This is a genomic window from Exiguobacterium sp. BG5(2022), assembly GCF_031844365.1.
Lineage (GTDB): Bacteria > Bacillota > Bacilli > Exiguobacteriales > Exiguobacteriaceae > Exiguobacterium > Exiguobacterium profundum.
On record NZ_JAUZVB010000002.1, the window covers coordinates 310,124 to 325,294 of the forward strand.

At 48.1% G+C, this 15,171-nt stretch carries 18 protein-coding genes; 12 read left to right on the forward strand and 6 right to left on the reverse strand.

The genetic code is table 11. The annotated features are described in order from the left end of the window. Nucleotides 1–72: 72 nt before the first annotated feature. From Q9R25_RS11930 to Q9R25_RS11940, 3 genes are all read left to right on the forward strand, one after another. Nucleotides 73–705 (forward strand): YitT family protein, encoded by a 633-nt coding sequence (locus tag Q9R25_RS11930; protein WP_031424422.1) that lies wholly within the window; start codon nucleotides 73–75, stop codon nucleotides 703–705. Nucleotides 706–828: 123 nt separating this feature from the next. After that, nucleotides 829–1,011, forward strand: a complete 183-nt coding sequence (locus Q9R25_RS11935) for a hypothetical protein (protein WP_031424424.1) — start codon at nucleotides 829–831, stop codon at nucleotides 1,009–1,011. A gap of 108 nt (nucleotides 1,012–1,119) precedes the next feature. Beyond that, complete coding sequence (locus Q9R25_RS11940) at nucleotides 1,120–1,842, forward strand: YwiC-like family protein (protein ID WP_214691299.1); 723 nt, start codon at nucleotides 1,120–1,122, stop codon at nucleotides 1,840–1,842. On the opposite strand, the gene Q9R25_RS11945 is transcribed toward Q9R25_RS11940, so the two are convergent. The 3 genes from Q9R25_RS11945 to Q9R25_RS11955 form a co-directional block, all read right to left on the reverse strand. Beyond that, nucleotides 1,839–2,786, reverse strand: coding sequence for a DUF4003 domain-containing protein (locus tag Q9R25_RS11945; protein WP_159563367.1), 948 nt, complete (start codon nucleotides 2,784–2,786; stop codon nucleotides 1,839–1,841). The genes Q9R25_RS11940 and Q9R25_RS11945 overlap by 4 nt on opposite strands. 91 nt (nucleotides 2,787–2,877) lie before the next feature. Next, nucleotides 2,878–3,309, reverse strand: a complete 432-nt coding sequence (locus Q9R25_RS11950; RefSeq protein ID WP_015880528.1) for a type III secretion system chaperone family protein — start codon at nucleotides 3,307–3,309, stop codon at nucleotides 2,878–2,880. A gap of 67 nt (nucleotides 3,310–3,376) precedes the next feature. Next, complete coding sequence (locus Q9R25_RS11955; RefSeq protein ID WP_015880529.1) at nucleotides 3,377–3,643, reverse strand: metal-sensitive transcriptional regulator; 267 nt, start codon at nucleotides 3,641–3,643, stop codon at nucleotides 3,377–3,379. Nucleotides 3,644–3,920: 277 nt separating this feature from the next. On the opposite strand from Q9R25_RS11955, the gene Q9R25_RS11960 reads away from it, so the two are divergent. The 5 genes from Q9R25_RS11960 to Q9R25_RS11980 all read left to right on the forward strand — a co-directional run bounded on the left by Q9R25_RS11960 (nucleotide 3,921) and on the right by Q9R25_RS11980 (nucleotide 9,364). Beyond that, on the forward strand, nucleotides 3,921–4,226 hold the full coding sequence (locus Q9R25_RS11960; protein WP_015880530.1) for a rhodanese-like domain-containing protein: 306 nt from the start codon (nucleotides 3,921–3,923) through the stop codon (nucleotides 4,224–4,226). Further along, nucleotides 4,223–6,688 carry a CoA-disulfide reductase gene (locus tag Q9R25_RS11965; RefSeq protein ID WP_311283204.1) on the forward strand — a complete coding sequence of 822 codons (2,466 nt, stop codon included), beginning with the start codon at nucleotides 4,223–4,225 and terminating at the stop codon, nucleotides 6,686–6,688. The genes Q9R25_RS11960 and Q9R25_RS11965 overlap by 4 nt, the downstream gene beginning before the upstream one ends. 191 nt (nucleotides 6,689–6,879) lie before the next feature. Beyond that, complete coding sequence (locus Q9R25_RS11970) at nucleotides 6,880–8,325, forward strand: alanine/glycine:cation symporter family protein (protein ID WP_159563369.1); 1,446 nt, start codon at nucleotides 6,880–6,882, stop codon at nucleotides 8,323–8,325. Nucleotides 8,326–8,409: 84 nt separating this feature from the next. Further along, nucleotides 8,410–8,865: a hypothetical protein gene (locus Q9R25_RS11975; RefSeq protein ID WP_031424431.1), complete on the forward strand. Its 456-nt coding sequence runs from the start codon at nucleotides 8,410–8,412 to the stop codon at nucleotides 8,863–8,865. 52 nt (nucleotides 8,866–8,917) lie between these two features. Beyond that, nucleotides 8,918–9,364 (forward strand): hypothetical protein, encoded by a 447-nt coding sequence (locus Q9R25_RS11980; protein WP_311283205.1) that lies wholly within the window; start codon nucleotides 8,918–8,920, stop codon nucleotides 9,362–9,364. A gap of 40 nt (nucleotides 9,365–9,404) precedes the next feature. On the opposite strand, the gene Q9R25_RS11985 is transcribed toward Q9R25_RS11980, so the two are convergent. Further along, a complete protein-coding gene (locus Q9R25_RS11985) occupies nucleotides 9,405–10,448 on the reverse strand; it encodes a metal ABC transporter solute-binding protein, Zn/Mn family (RefSeq protein ID WP_311283206.1) in 1,044 nt (347 codons plus the stop codon). Nucleotides 10,449–10,621: 173 nt separating this feature from the next. Here Q9R25_RS11985 and Q9R25_RS11990 point away from each other — a divergent pair, with 173 nt between their 5' ends. The 3 genes from Q9R25_RS11990 (at nucleotide 10,622) to Q9R25_RS12000 (ending at nucleotide 12,707) form a co-directional block, all read left to right on the forward strand. Further along, a complete protein-coding gene (locus Q9R25_RS11990; protein WP_311283207.1) occupies nucleotides 10,622–11,557 on the forward strand; it encodes an alpha/beta hydrolase in 936 nt (311 codons plus the stop codon). Nucleotides 11,558–11,620: 63 nt separating this feature from the next. Further along, nucleotides 11,621–12,220, forward strand: coding sequence for a histidine phosphatase family protein (locus Q9R25_RS11995; protein ID WP_159563373.1), 600 nt, complete (start codon nucleotides 11,621–11,623; stop codon nucleotides 12,218–12,220). A gap of 10 nt (nucleotides 12,221–12,230) precedes the next feature. Then, nucleotides 12,231–12,707 carry a DUF456 domain-containing protein gene (locus Q9R25_RS12000; protein ID WP_031424439.1) on the forward strand — a complete coding sequence of 159 codons (477 nt, stop codon included), beginning with the start codon at nucleotides 12,231–12,233 and terminating at the stop codon, nucleotides 12,705–12,707. A gap of 72 nt (nucleotides 12,708–12,779) precedes the next feature. On the opposite strand, the gene Q9R25_RS12005 is transcribed toward Q9R25_RS12000, so the two are convergent. After that, nucleotides 12,780–13,253 carry a YwpF-like family protein gene (locus Q9R25_RS12005; protein WP_031424441.1) on the reverse strand — a complete coding sequence of 158 codons (474 nt, stop codon included), beginning with the start codon at nucleotides 13,251–13,253 and terminating at the stop codon, nucleotides 12,780–12,782. A 113-nt stretch (nucleotides 13,254–13,366) separates the two neighbouring features. On the opposite strand from Q9R25_RS12005, the gene Q9R25_RS12010 reads away from it, so the two are divergent. Further along, a complete protein-coding gene (locus tag Q9R25_RS12010; RefSeq protein WP_031424443.1) occupies nucleotides 13,367–13,669 on the forward strand; it encodes a 7TM diverse intracellular signaling domain-containing protein in 303 nt (100 codons plus the stop codon). A gap of 36 nt (nucleotides 13,670–13,705) precedes the next feature. On the opposite strand, the gene Q9R25_RS12015 is transcribed toward Q9R25_RS12010, so the two are convergent. Continuing rightward, entirely contained in the window at nucleotides 13,706–15,151 is a 1,446-nt protein-coding gene (locus tag Q9R25_RS12015; protein WP_078146154.1) for a nicotinate phosphoribosyltransferase, read from the reverse strand. Nucleotides 15,152–15,171 lie beyond the last annotated feature (20 nt).

Consider the following 15,171-nt stretch of genomic DNA (forward strand, 5'->3'; position numbering starts at 1 on the left):
AGATGGAACAGATGGAACCGCAGCTACGACTGAGGATCCTCCTCTCCGTCAAGAACGGGGAGGACAATCGGAATGAAACGAGTTGCTACCATAGTGCTCGGAACGCTGATCATGGCGTTCGGTTATTATTATTTGAATGAACAGTTTGGTTTGGCGGAAGGCGGGTTCGTCGGATTATCGCTACTCGGTCGTTATTTATTTGATATCGACCCGGCGATTTCGATGATCGTGCTCGACATCCCATTTTTTATCGTCGCTTTGTGGTGGAGAGGATGGCGTTTTGTCGGGCAAGCGGTACTAGCCGCTTCGTCCTTGTCGCTTAGTTATGCGATGTGGGACCGTCTCGACTTGCTCACGTTTGATATTCAAGTATGGCCGGCAACATTGTTTGCGGCCATCGCGAGTGGGATTGTGACCGGATATGGTCTCGGTCTTGTCTTGAAGTCAGGCGGGGCTACCGGGGGCGATGACTTATTCGCTCTTGGCTTATCGAAATGGACAGGTGTGTCGGTCGGTACGATTCTGATTATTTTTGATGTGATCGTCCTTGGGATTTCACTCATCTATTTACCATTATCGAACGCATTGTATACTCTCATCGCAGTATCGATTGCCGGAAGGGTCGTCACAAAGATGCTCGTCGTCGACGAACCGAAAGCGACACCCGTCGCACCAAATTGGACACCAAAAAACGATCTCGCATGAGATCGTTTTTTTATGAAGAGTGAGAGCGAGTTAGGTTGGCTTGAATCCCAATGGAAAAAAATTACTGTTAACAAATCGAGAGTGGTACAATGAACTATAGATTGAATTTCTGGTGGTGAGAAGATGAACCGTAACATCGTAAACTTGAGTATCCTCGCATTACTTATGGCAGTGATGGTAATGAATAACCTTGAAGGACTGCACACGCTCAAAACGATTGTGAACAGTCTGGCAATGCTGACGCTATCTGTCATTGGAATCATGTTCATAACGAACTATGCGAAAAATAAGAAACAAGCTATGTGATGAAATAGGTGGCTGGCGCAGCCTGTTTTCTTTTTCGCTTTTTGTGGTAAATCTCACAGCGCATGCTCTCACCATCCATTACACTAGTGGAGGAAGGAGTGATGGTTGATGAAATGGATGATTCCAACACAGCATGGGGCATGGTCGATGCTCATTTTACCGTTCGTTCTTGGAGGGACAGTCGGGGGATGGGTGTGGACACATGTGCCTTTTGCTATTGCATGGTTGTTTGTCTATATGGGGACATTCTTCTTATTCCAATACATCAAGCAACGAAAGAAATCGCGTGAGCTTTTACGCACCGTGATCATCTATCTGATGATTGCTACACTATCCATCATCCCAGTCTTATGGATGCAATGGAGTCTCATCTGGTTCGCTTTTGCAATGATTCCATTCGGTCTCGCAAACGCCTATTTTGCCAAAATCAAAGATGAGCGAAACGTATGGAATGACGTCAGTGCCGTCACTTCATTCTGTATTGGAGGAATGGCGAGTTATTACCACGGAGCACACGTCGTGGATGAAACAATTGCATGGGTATTCGTTTTGCCATACCTCTATTTCCTCGGAAGTATCTTTTTCGTCAAGACGATGATTCGGGAAAAGAAGAGCATCGCGTATCGTAACCTTTCGTGGGGGTATCATATGCTGTTAATCGTCGTGTTCATTGCGCTCGGTTATCCGCTGCTCGCTTTAGCATATGCCCCGAGTTTGATTCGTGCTATTTGGTTCTACGGCAAAAAAATCCCAATCATGAAGATTGGGATTGTCGAAATCGCAAACTCTGTATTTGTACTGGTGTGTCTCACGATGAATCTCTTAATTTAATTTGTGGTTGATGAGGTACTAGCGATAACGGCGGCAGTCGTGGCAGCGGTCGCCGCTTGTTGCATCGCCAATAAGTGGGCAAACGTACCGTGGAGCAATAAGTCGCTAGCCTCGTTTGTTATGCGTTCGGCCGCTACAAGTTGAAGTGCGATGAGCACGCTATGTGTGTTGAACCAACGCTGCTTGTCTTTTTCGGCCCCTACGATTTCCTGAATAGCATGAATCGCGCTCGTATTCGGTTCCGTGACAATGCTAAGTAGTGCGAGTGCGGGTAAGTGTTCGCGACGAATCGAGATGTGCACTTCATCTAATTGAGACTTCCATGTGAGCAATCGAGAGACTGCTTCTTCGGGTGAGGACTCGCTGAACGTCAAAAGGTGCGAGACGAGTTGCAGTTCGTTTGACTTCGGGAGCCGTCCCTTCAATAATGCATAATGTTGCTCGATGCGTTCGTTCAAATCAATGATATCGTCAAACGCTTGCACGAGCACGAGCGCCGATAATAAGTCTTCCTCGCTTGTCAACCAAGGGTGATGTCGTTTGAACGTTTGATATAGTTCGGTCGCCTCATCGAGCCGACGGTCGGGTTCCTCGACATTGATCAGTTGATTCGCTAAAAAGGGACGTAGTGAACTGAAGCGGAAGTGTTTCCGGTCGAGTAACGTATCGAGACGGAGCGCCTCGTCGATTGCGGTTCCGATGTCCTCATACTTGGCGTCGAGAAACGAGAGCCAGACGAGGTTTTGACTGCCTCGAAACTTCGAGAACATCTTCGTTTTTTGTTTTAATACATCGCGTGCGTTCGAAAATCGAGATGCCTCGAACGGGGTGTCGTGAATTGCGTAATGAACGGCCATCAAGCGTCGGAAATCATCTGTCAGTTCCCACTTTGTTGCCGTCTTGATGGCCTCTAGTGCTTCTACATATCGTTCATATCGTGTCATGTCGAATCGCCTCCTTGTCCAATCATACGAGCGGGGGCGATCAGATGTTTCAAAAAAAGCCGTCTCGGAAACATTTCCGGACGGCTTTTGATTATTGTACTTGTGTGTAGAGTTTTTGCATGTACTCGTTCACTTCATCGGCCGCTTGGAACATCATGAATGAGTGTTGCAAGATGATCTCTGGTGAGAAACCGAGGTCGAGGTCGAGTGTCGAGGCGAGTGTGACATCGCGATCGCTGTCGAGTACACAACGGAAGTATTTGAACTCCTGGTTGAACTCGTTCAAGGCATTAAGAATCGGTAAATCTTCTACGTAATCTGGGACGTGCGTGACGGTAGCAGCATACAACTCAGCATCTGTCGTCTTTTTGTTAAAAGCGATAATCATAACGGGCTGAGCCCCGGATTTTGTTGTTTCACGCGTCAAGAACGTGACGTGCGTTTCAGTGTCGCTCTCTTTGAACGTCATGTTGCGTTCAGCGGCGAGCGCTCTAAATGATTCTACTTTTTCTTCGAAGTTCACAAGGAAATCCCCCTTAGTAAGTCGTTACTCTAACTTTCTCCCATTTGGACAGGGAAAGCAAGGGGAACTAGCGTTTCATCAACATTTTAATGGCTTCTTCCACCGTTTCGGACGTATCTTCGCCATCTGCTTGAGCGGTGATGATACATTGTTCCAAGTTCTTAGCCACAATGATAGTCGAAGCGCGATCGAGTGCGGAACGTGCGGCACTTAATTGCGTCACGACATCGCGACATTCTTTTCCTTCCTCCATCATCCGGATGATGGCACGAATTTGTCCTTCCACTCGTTTCATGCGATTCAATACTTTTGCATCGTATACATACGGTTCCATATCATTCACCTCTATAGGAAAAATTGTTCAGTTACCCAACTATTTATTGTGTAGGCTCATCTTAATACATGGGGGAGTATGTGTCGAGCATCAACTATCCAAATGGATGATGTTGAAAAATTCGACATTTCGTCAAACTTATTTCTTGCAATTAAATACCTAAGGGGGTATATTAATGACGTGGAAGCGAAATGTTCAACAAATCACAAACTTGTTGAACGCCAGCAACCAAGCCGAATGGTATAAATCGAATTGAAAAAAGAAAGGTAGATCAACGATGAAAGCATCCGCTTTAAAACGTCAAATGGACTTTGAAGTGCCTGTAAATATCGTCGACGTCCGAGAACGTGACGAGTTTCAAGAAGCACATATTGAAGGCGCGAAAAACTATCCGTTATCCGAAATGACAGAGTGGATCGACACGCTCGATCCAGCTGAAGAATATGTCGTTCTTTGCCGCTCAGGTGCGCGTAGCACGCAAGCGACTTGGCAAATGGAGGCGAAAGGCTATAAAGTGGTCAATATAGAAGATGGCTTGATGAGTTGGCCAGGAGAAGTCGTCAGAGGAGGAAATGGACAATGAGTAAAAAAATCGTAATCGTCGGTGGGGTAGCAGGTGGTGCGTCTGCAGCTGCACGACTCCGTCGTTTGAATGAAGAGAATCAAATCGTCATGTTCGACCGTGGGGAGTACATCTCATTCGCGAACTGTGGTCTTCCATACTATATCGGGGATGTCATCCAAGACCGTCAAAAACTCCTTGTTCAAACCGTTGAAGGGATGAACAAGCGTTTCCAACTCGATATCCGCAATTTGACGGAAGTCATTAAAATTAACCGTGACGAGAAAACAGTGACGGTGAAACACGTTCAAACAGGCGAAACGTATGACGAGTCATACGACGTTCTCATTCTTTCTCCGGGAGCGAAACCGATTCGTCCAAACATCCCTGGAATCGACGAGGCAGAAGATATTTTCACGCTTCGCAACATTCCGGACACAGATAAAATCCGTGGCTACGTCGATGACAAGGCGCCGAAGCATGCGACCGTGATTGGTGGAGGCTTTATCGGGATTGAGATGGCAGAAAACTTACGTGAGCGTGGTGTTGAGGTGACGCTCGTTGAGATGGCAGACCAAGTCATGACGCCACTTGACCGTGAGATGGTGGCGCCAATTCATGAACACATGCGCTTGCATGGCGTCGAGCTTCAATTGTCTGATGGCGTTTCTTCGTTCTCAGAGCAAGGAAAGAAAGTTCATTTGACAAGCGGTCGTGTCATCGATACAGATATGGTCATCATGTCGATCGGTGTTACACCGGAATCGACGATTGCGCGTGAAGCAGGCCTTGAAACAGGTACGCGCGGTGCCATTCGCGTTAATGAAAAGATGCTCACATCAGACCCGAATATTTACGCGATCGGGGATGCGGTCGAAGTACTCGACTACGTCTTCAAAGAACCAACTGTCGTGCCACTCGCATGGCCAGCGAACCGTCAAGGCCGTCTCGTTGCCGATATCATTAACGGCCGTGACGTGAAATACAATGGAACGATGGGAACGGGAATCGCCAAAGTATTTGATATGACGGTCGCATCGACAGGATGGAATGAAAAACGGTTGAAGGCGGCTGGCAAGACGTATGAGGCTGTTCACGTACATCCAGGTTCGCATGCTGGTTATTATCCAGGATCGACACCTGTGTCGCTTAAACTCTTGTTCCACCCGACAACGGGTGAAATCTATGGTGCGCAAGGTGTCGGAATCAATGGAGTCGATAAACGCATCGACGTCATTGCGACAGCTATGAAGGGTGGTTTGACGGTCCTCGATCTACCTGACCTTGAGCTCAGTTATGCACCACCGTTCAGTTCTGCGAAAGATCCGGTCAATATGATCGGGTATGTCGCGTCGAACGTCGTCCTCGGTGACAATGAAGTCGTACATTGGGATGAAATCGATGAGCTCGTGGAAAATGGAGCGACGTTACTAGACGTTCGCGATGAATCGGAGCATGAACTCGGAAAGATTCCAGGATCAATCAATGTGCCACTCAACTCATTACGAGAAAACTTGGACAACTACGACCGGAATGAAACGATTTACGTGACGTGCCAAGTCGGTCTTCGTGGCTATCTCGCATCACGCATCTTACGTCAAAACGGCTTCAAGGTGAAAAACTTGAGCGGTGGCTACAAGACGTGGTCGCAAATCAATCGTGATTTCGAGGCGCTTGAAGAAGCGAACACATCAAATGAAACAGCGGCTACCGTTGTAGAAGAGGAGCCAACACAAATGACAAATGCACCAATCGGGGAAGCGGTCATGTTAGACACATGTGGTCTACAATGCCCGGGACCTATTTTAGAAGTAAATAAGAAAGTCGCAGAACTCGGGGAAGGCGAAACGCTCCGCGTTCTCGCAAGTGACCCAGGATTCTTCGCAGATATCGAAGCATGGGCGAAGAAGACAGGCAACAAACTCGTCTCGAAACAATTCGTTAACGGACGCGTTGAAGCCATCCTTCAAAAAGGACAAGGTCCGGCTGCACCACAAGCAGGCGCATCAGCAGGAGACGGTGCATCAATGGTCGTCTTCAGCGGAGACCTCGACCGCGCACTCGCATCCCTCATCATTGCGCAAGGTGCTGCCGCGATGGGGAAAGAAGTGACGATGTTCTTCACATTCTGGGGACTCAATGTCATCCGCAAACCGGACGCGCCGGAAGTGAAAAAGCAAGGTCTTGAGAAAATGTTCGGCATGATGATGCCAGGACATGCAGGCGAATTGCCACTTTCGAACATGAACTTCGGTGGTGTTGGTCAAAAAATGATGAAGAAAGTCATGAGCGATAAGAACGTTCCTTCTGTCGAAGAAATGATCAAGTCAGCGCAAGAAGCAGGCGTGAAAATGGTAGCTTGCACGATGTCAATGGATGTCATGGGCATCAAAGAAGAAGAGTTGATTGACGGGGTCGACCTTGGTGGTGTGGCGGCTTATCTCGGCGCAGCAGAAGGCGGAAATTTAAACCTCTTTATCTAAATGAAATATAGAACGAGTCGGATTGCGATGCGCTCTCCGGCTCGTTTTTTTGCTTTTAGAAAGAACCGAGATGATGTTGAAAAAACGAATTAATATTGCAATTTTCGTATAATTTACCTATAATTCAAGTCATGTTAAGAAAGTTGACATGACTTTTTCTGTTGAGATTTTTAGAATGATGGAGGATTAGTATGGAGAAATTGGTAGAGAAACTCGTTTCGCAAGCGAACGATTTGTTGTGGTCGCAAGTGCTCATCGTTGTACTTGTTGCTTTAGGTCTTTATTTTACAGTTCGTATGGGCTTCGTTCAGTTCCGCATGATTCCTGAAATGTTCCGCCTCTTGTTCAAAGAGGGCACAGCACGTGAAAAAGGCCAAGTGTCTTCGTTCCAAGCTTTCGCAATCGGAACGGCAGCTCGTGTAGGGACAGGAAACATTGCCGGTGTGGCGACAGCGATTGCGCTAGGTGGCCCAGGAGCAGTTTTCTGGATGTGGCTCATTGCGTTGATTGGGGCAGCATCTGCATTCGTCGAAAGTACGTTGGCACAAGTGTACAAGATTCGTGATGGACGCACATGGCGTGGGGGACCTGCCTACTATATGGAGCGTGCGCTCGGCCAACGTTGGCTAGGTGTCTTGTTCGCGATTTTAATCACGTTCTCATTCGGATTCGCGTTCAACTCGGTACAGTCGAATACGATCTCACTCTCTGTGAGTAACCAGTTCGGGATCAGCACAACAGTCGTCGGGATTGTCCTTGCGATTGTGACGGCCATTGTCGTCTTCGGTGGGATCCAATCGATCGCACTCTTGTCGAGTATCATCGTACCGGTCATGGCAGGTGGCTACATCTTACTCGCGATTTGGATTATGGTGACGAACGTTTCCCTTCTACCAGACGTCTTCAGCCTCATCTTCTCAGAAGGAGTCCTCGGAATTGAGCAACTCTTCGGAGGGGCGATTGGCGCCATGGTACTTCAAGGGATTCGTCGAGGTCTCTTCTCGAACGAAGCGGGTATGGGTTCTGCACCGAACGCCGCTGCGACAGCGGAAGTATCGCACCCTGTCAAACAAGGATTGATTCAATCGTTTAGCGTATTTGTCGATACATTGCTCGTTTGTACATCGACAGCGATGATTATCTTGATTTCAGGCGTAGCCGGTTCAGAGTCGTTTGCGGGTGTCGAATTGACGCAAGCCGCGTTGACAGCAGAAATCGGTTCGGTCGCTACATCGTTCTTGACGATTGCGATTTTCCTATTTGCGTTCAGTTCGATTCTTGGAAACTATTACTACGGTGAGACGAACATCCAGTTCATCTCGGATAAGAAAATCTATGTCACGCTCTATCGCATCGGTGTTGTCGGCATGGTCTTGTTTGGTGCGGTCCGCTCTGCCGGCCTTGTTTGGTCGATTGCTGACGTGTTCATGGGTCTCATGGCACTCGTGAACTTATATGCCATCTTCCGCTTGGCGAAAGTGGCTCGCGCCGTTCTCGATGACTACTTGGCACAGCGACGCGAAGGAGAAGACCCAGTTTTCTATGTCGACTCGGTTGAAAATCTTCCTGGTCGTGAATACATCGAAGCTTGGGAAAGCGAAACAGAGGAACAACAAACAGGAACAAGTCGTTCTTGATATAAGGAACCGTCTACGAATTCAAGTAGGCGGTTTTTTTACATATATAAGACGGGTAATGTCATAAAAAGGGGGCGTTCATGTATGGAGACGACGCATTATGTACGTGTTTCCCCAGAAGTTTGGGTGTCATTTAATCAGGATCCGGAGATGATTTTAGACTGGTTGATTCATATGCATGAGCAATATCGGGATCGGGACGATACGCTGACGCTTCCGAATGTGGAACCGTTTCAACGCGTACTTAGTCAAATCGAGGTATATATTGACGGGGCCGACACGTATAACATGGAAATGGCGCTCGTCGGCGAAGAGTTGATTGTCAATGAGGCGCAGGCGGTCGTGGTCGGTATCTTGACCCCGCAGTTACTTCATATCGTCAAAGATACGTTGCATGCGTTCGGGCGAGATGATGTGAAAGACATGGCATTCGTTGCAAAAGATGAATTCGAGATGATTTGGGAAGATTGGACCCGGTTGCAACAGTTTTGTGAGATCGCTTCGTCCCAGGAAGAACTCGTCTTGATTTATTATGAATGAAAGTGAATTCCCATGGTATACTGTTAATAAATGGTATAAAGGGGATTTGCTCATGGATGTGTTCGGCACACTCATCTGGCTCGGGCTACTCACCAATCCGTTTCTTGCGTATCAAACGGGGTTCAAGTCGCTTTATCGCATCACACTTATCTCATTCGCTGTATTCTTGGTGACATGGGGGTATGCTGTCACGGTCGGGGTGGCATCTGTTTCATTTGACACGGCTTGGAACGTCCTTCTCATCGTATATGTTGGTCTTTTAGTATTGAATAGTTATTTGGTCAGCAAGCGGTTCGTTCCAAAAATGACATGGATTCGTTTTGTTGCAATCGCACTGATAGGCGTTGGTGTCAGTCAAGCGTGGTTGGGATTGAGTACAGGGGAGTGGACGACTTTATTCTTCATGGACGGGGATTTCTGGATGATGAGCGTCATCGTATCGCTACTCCTCCTACTTCTCGTCACACTGAAGACGTTAGATCATCAAATAGATGCATGAAAAAAATCCCGAAACGAGTCACCTCGCTTCGGGATTTTGATTATTTCAACGCTGTCTCAAGTGCCTTGACGTTTTCACGCATCAAGTCGAAGTAGCTCTTATCCATCTGTTCTTTCGTGATCGATTCCAAGTTGTAGATCGTCACGCTCTCTGCACCGATCTCTTGTTTCACGACTTCGGCCACTTTTGGTGTGACCGTGTCTTCGAATGCGATATAGTTCAAGTCGTGGAGACGGGCTTCCTCGATGATCCGCTTGAGAGCTTGTTGTGACGGCTCTTCAGACGGTGTAAGTCCCGCGATTGGTAATTGGTCAAATCCGTAACGTTCAGCCAAATAACCATATGCGGCATGCGTCACGAGTAACTCGGATTTTGAACCGTTCTCGACGGCTGCCTTCAATTCCGCGTCGAGATCGTTTGCTTCGTCTTTGAAAGTGCTTAACCGTTCTGCGAACTCGTCTTTATAGTCGGGTGCTTCCTCACTGAATGCGGCTTCGACCGCTTCTGCCATTGATACAGCATTCATCGGGTCGAGCCAGACGTGGGGATCGTATTGACCGTGACTATGACCGTCTCCTTCTTCGTGAGCATGTTCGTCTTCAGAATGTGCGTCTTCTTCGTGAGCATGTTCATCTTCAGAATGTCCTTCTTCTTCATGAGCGTGGTCGTCTTCAGTATGTCCTTCCTCATCATGGACATGGACGGTATCCGCCGCATCGAGTAACTTCACGTTCTCGGCTGTTTTGACGAAGGCGACGTTCTGACCCTCTAAACTCTTCTCCATAGACTCGACGTAAGGTTCAAGGTCATGACCAATCGTCAAAAAGAGGTCGGCTTCTGCGATTTGTGTCATTTGCTTTGAAGTTGGCTCATACGTATGCGGATCAGCCCCAGGTGGAATGACCATCTCCACGTTGACGCGGTCGCCACCGATTTCTTCGGCTAATGATTTTAATGCAAACGTTGAAGCGAAGACGGTCAGTTGACCATCTGTCGATTCAGATGCGTTATCTCCTTCGGTATTTCCACACGCACCAAGTAAAAGCGTACCGGCTGCGACTGCGCCTAACCAAGTTTTCTTCATCTTCCATCTTCCACCTTTCAAGTTATCTGAATATTAAATCGTAACTGTTACGTTTTATGGCTGCGAGTAATATTATAGTGTGAGCTTCGGAGCACGTCAAGTCCGACTTCTGATGGATAGATTTTTGAAAAAAGCGGGAATATGATTAAAAAAAGGAACGAGGAGTGGATTGTATGAGAAAGGAGACTGCCTGGTTTGTCGGGGGTGCGGCGATTGCTGCGGCGACGGCAGCCGGGGCTAGCGTGTGGAGTCAGTATGGGTCCCTTGTCAGATGGCAAGAACCCGAGTTGCCGATTCAACCGACAACACGCCGGCGCCACACGTACACGTATAAAATTGTTCACGATCGTCCGCTCCAATTTGATTTGTATCTCCCTCCTGGAGAAGGGCCGTTCCCCGTAGCGGTATATGCACATGGGGGAGCGTTCGTCAGAGGGAATCGGAGTATGGTGACCCTGTTTCATCCATTGCTTGACCACTTTTTGGGGAAAGGGATCGCGGTCGTCAGCATCGATTACCGTCTATTTGAAGACGGGGTGTATTTCCCTGACAATATTTTTGATGTCTCAGATGCACTGTGCTATTTGAAACAACATGAATCGCTGTTGACGCTAGACACGAGTCAACTGCTCGTTTGGGGGGATTCAGCAGGCGCTGCGCTCATGCTTGCCACTGCGCTCGACCGTTATCGACAATTTGCAGGTGATTTGGGAGACGACCTCCCGACGATCAAAGGGGTCATCGCCTTGTATCCACCGACGAACTTTTTATTGTTCAAATTCATCCAGACGTGGCTCGCCCATTTAAAGTTCTATGAAGGAAGCCGCGAGGAATGGCGTGAGTTGATGGTAAAATGCTCCCCGGTCTCCCATCTATACGCCGATGCCCCGCCGATTTTACTGCTACACGGGAAGAAAGATCCGATTGTCCCGTTCGGCCAAGCGCTTCACTTCGTCGAACATGCGAGTGATGTCGGTGCGAACGTTCAACTCATCTCATTTCCAAATGGAACCCACTCGCTTGCGAGCTTCCTCCAATCGGATAATCCAATCAAAGAAGAGCAACTCATGGCCCGAATCAATCGTTTTATTGAAGAATGTCTCGGATGACGTTGCGATTTTTAGTGAAGATGGTACGATGGGGGATGATTGAAAGAGTAAGGAGTGGAAGTAGTGACAGAGTTATGTTTAGTCAGACACGGTCAGACCGATTGGAATCGTTTAGAAATTATTCAAGGGCGTGAAGATAACCCGTTGAATGCACTCGGACGTCAACAGGCAGAGGAGAGTGCAGCTTTTTTGAGTCAAGAGGAGTGGGACGTCATCGTATCGAGTCCCTTGTCACGTGCGGTTCACACCGCACAAGCAATCGCAACAGCGTGTGGCATCGAACATAAAGCGATTCTGCTAGATGAGCGTTTCATTGAACGTGAATTCGGAACGGCATCCGGGCAACCCGTGAAAGGAATTTACGAGGCGGTCCAAGCAGATGACCAGGAGCGGATTCCTGGTCTCGAAACAGAAGACGAGATGCGTAGCCGGGTCTTAGAAGGAATGAACCATTTGGTGGATACGTATCCAGGGAAGCGCATCGTTGTCGTCTGCCATTCCCATGCAATCAAAGCGGCGCTTTCTGCCATCGATGGGACATATACGTTCCGTCACGCCATGCGAAACGCCTGCTCGAACTATATCATCCATCAACAAGGTCAGTTTGAAGTGAAGGCGGTCAACGTGGCTGACCATATCACCGATCCGACCATTATGAAATGAGGAGAATGTCATGACGACCTTACTATGGGTATTCATTATCGCATCATTTGTGGTCGCTTTTGCAGGACTCATCTATCCAGTCATCCCGAGTGTCTTGTTCTTGTTCATCGGATACATGATTTATGGATTCGGTTTTTCGTTTGAACCATTGACCTGGACATTCTGGGTATGGCAATCGGTCTTCCTCGTCTTCTTATTCGGCGTCGACTATGTCGTCACCCGGGCTACGGTGGATAAACGGGGTGGTTCGGAGCGAGCGAAATGGGGTGCGACAATCGGCTTGATTGCGGGACCGTTTATTTTCCCGCTCGTCGGGGTTTTGATTTTTCCGTTCATCTTCGCTTTCTTGGCGGAGTTGACACTCGGGAAGACGACACGTGAAGCGTGGAGCATCGGCGTCGGCACCGTTCTCGCCTTTCTCGGCAGCACGCTCTTAAAAGTGATCGGGATGACGATGATGATCATCCTATTCTTTATCTACGTGTGAGGCGGAGATGTTTCTCCGTCTTTTTAGTTTGAAAGGTGAATGGTTTTGGGGAAAGAAAAACAGGTCATCCGATTATTCGAATGACCCGGTTTTGACCAATTGATTGAAAGCGGAGCGACTGAACGATTGTTGCATTTCGACTTTTTTCTCGAAGAAGGCGGGCTTTAAATTCGAAGTGGCGACGCCATCTTGAATCAACGAATCGAGTACTTGCTTCGTCGCGTCTTGTTTCGGCATCAACATGAGTCCTTCAGCGACGAACGTATGATGGTCGTTCAAGGCCCGCTCGCTCGTGAACGTCAAAGCGAGTGCAGCCGGGGCGTTCGTTGGCGACGTGATGACGGCTTCAGCGAGGATGAGGATGCGTTTGTTTAAGTAATGATGGAGCGTGACAGCCGACTCGGTCGGCACGAGCATTTCGAGGAGCCATTCTGAATCGTGCTCCTTCGAGATGATTAAACCATCGAGTAAATCGATTGGTAAATTCAGTTCATTGCCGTATTCGTCTTGGACGAGTCGGACTTGGACGAGGCGAAACGTTTTCATAGGATCGTTCCTTTCCGCGTTTTCTTTAGACCATCTTAACACAGTCTGAGGAATAGAATGTGTTAAGATAACGGGGAAGAAACAGAAAAATAGAGAGTGAGGGAGGCATCAAGATGAGTTGGGTTGTTGGCGTAATCGGGTATGTGACGATTCTCGCAATCGTCTATTATGGTGTCCTTTTCTTCAAAGTGAAACGGGAGCGGAGTCGGGCCGGCTATCGGATCTTTCTCTTGCTTGCCGGATTGTTTTTAGTCAGTGGGAGCGATTATATCATTGCGTTGTTCCAAGGAGACACCGAAGCGACGTTTTGGCAACGGACCGTCTATTTTGTCTTGATATTGCTCTCTTTGTCGATGGCGCTTTACTTTCGGAGAAAAGAAGATCAAAGCCAAGCAGGCGAGATGACGATGGTATAAAAAAACGGCTGTGGGTATGCACCACAGCCGTTTTTTTTATTTTGGTACCCGCGTTTTGCGAATCATATCGAGTTTTAAATCCCATAGTGGCTTGCTGAACGTCACCGAATACACTTCCGGTAAACGGAGACGCTTGTACTCTTCCCACAATCCGTTCATCTGCTCGTGATGATATGCACGAATCTCACTTGTGCTTGGAAGGTCGTATACGCGTTTCCCATCAAGGAAGATTGGTTGCAACAAGCGTTTCACGTTGAAGTTACGTGTCTTGATCTTGAAGGCCGGGTCACGGACGTCAATCAAGTCGATCTCGGTGTAAGATTCGACCGGTTCATCGGCGAGGGCGATATAGTCGCCTTTGAACTTTTTCGTTTCGTTGTCGATGATGCGATACAACTCTTTCTTGTGAGGAGTCGTCGTCTTCACCTTAGAAGAAGATACTTTGATGACCGGTTTTAATTCCCCGGATTCATCCTCACGCGCGACGAGTTTATAGACCATACCGAGTGCCGGCTGCTCGTAAGCCGTGATGCCACGTGTCCCAACGAGGAACGTATCGGCCTCTGCGCCTTGCATCCGTAAGTCCTGGATGACATACTCATCCAAATCCCCAGAGACGACGATTTTGACGTAGTCGAGCCCTGCTTCATTCAACGCTTTCCGGGCACGCTTCGACAAGTAGGCGAGGTCTCCAGAGTCGAGTCGTACTGACTTGAGACGATGGCCCTTCGCCTCGAGTTCTTTTGCGACCGTAATCGCATTCGGCAGACCAGACTTGAGTGTGTCATACGTGTCGATGAGAAGGCTCGTGTTGTCCGGATACATTTCAGCGAATGAACGGAATGCGCTCAATTCATCATCATGGAACTGAATATCAGCATGCTCCATCGTTCCTCCTGTCGGGACATCAAAGTCACGACCGGCTGACACGAGACTTGTCACATCAAAACCAGCGATGTAAGCCGCACGTGTTCCGTAGTAAGCCGCATCGACACCTTGCGCGCGACGAGCTCCTCCTTCAAGGAGTGTCTCGTTCGGAGCAGCCTGACGAATCCGGGCATACTTCGTGGCGATGAGTGATTCATGGTTCGCGATATTGAGTAGCGCCGTTTGGAACAGTTTCGCTTCAAAGATGGTCGATTCAATCCGAACGACTTGTTCATGTGGGAAGATGACTTCTCCTTCGCGAACACTATATAGTGAACCAGTGAACTTAAAGTTCCGTAAGACGTCTTCGAATTCATCTTCGAATCCGAGTTGCTCTTTCAAATAGGTGATGTCCGCCTCCGTAAAGGAGACGTTCTCTAAGTAGTGAACGATATTCTCGAGTCCGGCGAAGACGACATAACCACCACTAAATGGATTCGAGCGATAGTAAAGGTCGAAGACGACCTTTTCATTATGGCGACCTTGCTTCCAGTAAATATACATCCAACGTGGAAGATAAAGATCTGTGTGAAGGGCTAAATTACGATGTAACATATGATTTCCTTTCTGTTTTA

Excerpts from the sequence above, each read along its gene's own strand:
- Q9R25_RS11930 (WP_031424422.1), top strand. The coding sequence starts at position 73 with ATGAAACGAGTTGCTACCATAGTGCTCGGAACGCTGATCATGGCGTTC.
- Q9R25_RS11935 (WP_031424424.1), top strand. The coding sequence starts at position 829 with ATGAACCGTAACATCGTAAACTTGAGTATCCTCGCATTACTTATGGCA.
- Q9R25_RS11940 (WP_214691299.1), top strand. The coding sequence starts at position 1,120 with ATGAAATGGATGATTCCAACACAGCATGGGGCATGGTCGATGCTCATT.
- Q9R25_RS11945 (WP_159563367.1), bottom strand. The coding sequence starts at position 2,786 with ATGACACGATATGAACGATATGTAGAAGCACTAGAGGCCATCAAGACG.
- Q9R25_RS11955 (WP_015880529.1), bottom strand. The coding sequence starts at position 3,643 with ATGGAACCGTATGTATACGATGCAAAAGTATTGAATCGCATGAAACGA.
- Q9R25_RS11960 (WP_015880530.1), top strand. The coding sequence starts at position 3,921 with ATGAAAGCATCCGCTTTAAAACGTCAAATGGACTTTGAAGTGCCTGTA.
- Q9R25_RS11965 (WP_311283204.1), top strand. The coding sequence starts at position 4,223 with ATGAGTAAAAAAATCGTAATCGTCGGTGGGGTAGCAGGTGGTGCGTCT.
- Q9R25_RS11970 (WP_159563369.1), top strand. The coding sequence starts at position 6,880 with ATGGAGAAATTGGTAGAGAAACTCGTTTCGCAAGCGAACGATTTGTTG.
- Q9R25_RS11975 (WP_031424431.1), top strand. The coding sequence starts at position 8,410 with ATGGAGACGACGCATTATGTACGTGTTTCCCCAGAAGTTTGGGTGTCA.
- Q9R25_RS11980 (WP_311283205.1), top strand. The coding sequence starts at position 8,918 with ATGGATGTGTTCGGCACACTCATCTGGCTCGGGCTACTCACCAATCCG.
- Q9R25_RS11985 (WP_311283206.1), bottom strand. The coding sequence starts at position 10,448 with ATGAAGAAAACTTGGTTAGGCGCAGTCGCAGCCGGTACGCTTTTACTT.
- Q9R25_RS11990 (WP_311283207.1), top strand. The coding sequence starts at position 10,622 with ATGAGAAAGGAGACTGCCTGGTTTGTCGGGGGTGCGGCGATTGCTGCG.
- Q9R25_RS12000 (WP_031424439.1), top strand. The coding sequence starts at position 12,231 with ATGACGACCTTACTATGGGTATTCATTATCGCATCATTTGTGGTCGCT.
- Q9R25_RS12005 (WP_031424441.1), bottom strand. The coding sequence starts at position 13,253 with ATGAAAACGTTTCGCCTCGTCCAAGTCCGACTCGTCCAAGACGAATAC.
- Q9R25_RS12010 (WP_031424443.1), top strand. The coding sequence starts at position 13,367 with ATGAGTTGGGTTGTTGGCGTAATCGGGTATGTGACGATTCTCGCAATC.
- Q9R25_RS12015 (WP_078146154.1), bottom strand. The coding sequence starts at position 15,151 with ATGTTACATCGTAATTTAGCCCTTCACACAGATCTTTATCTTCCACGT.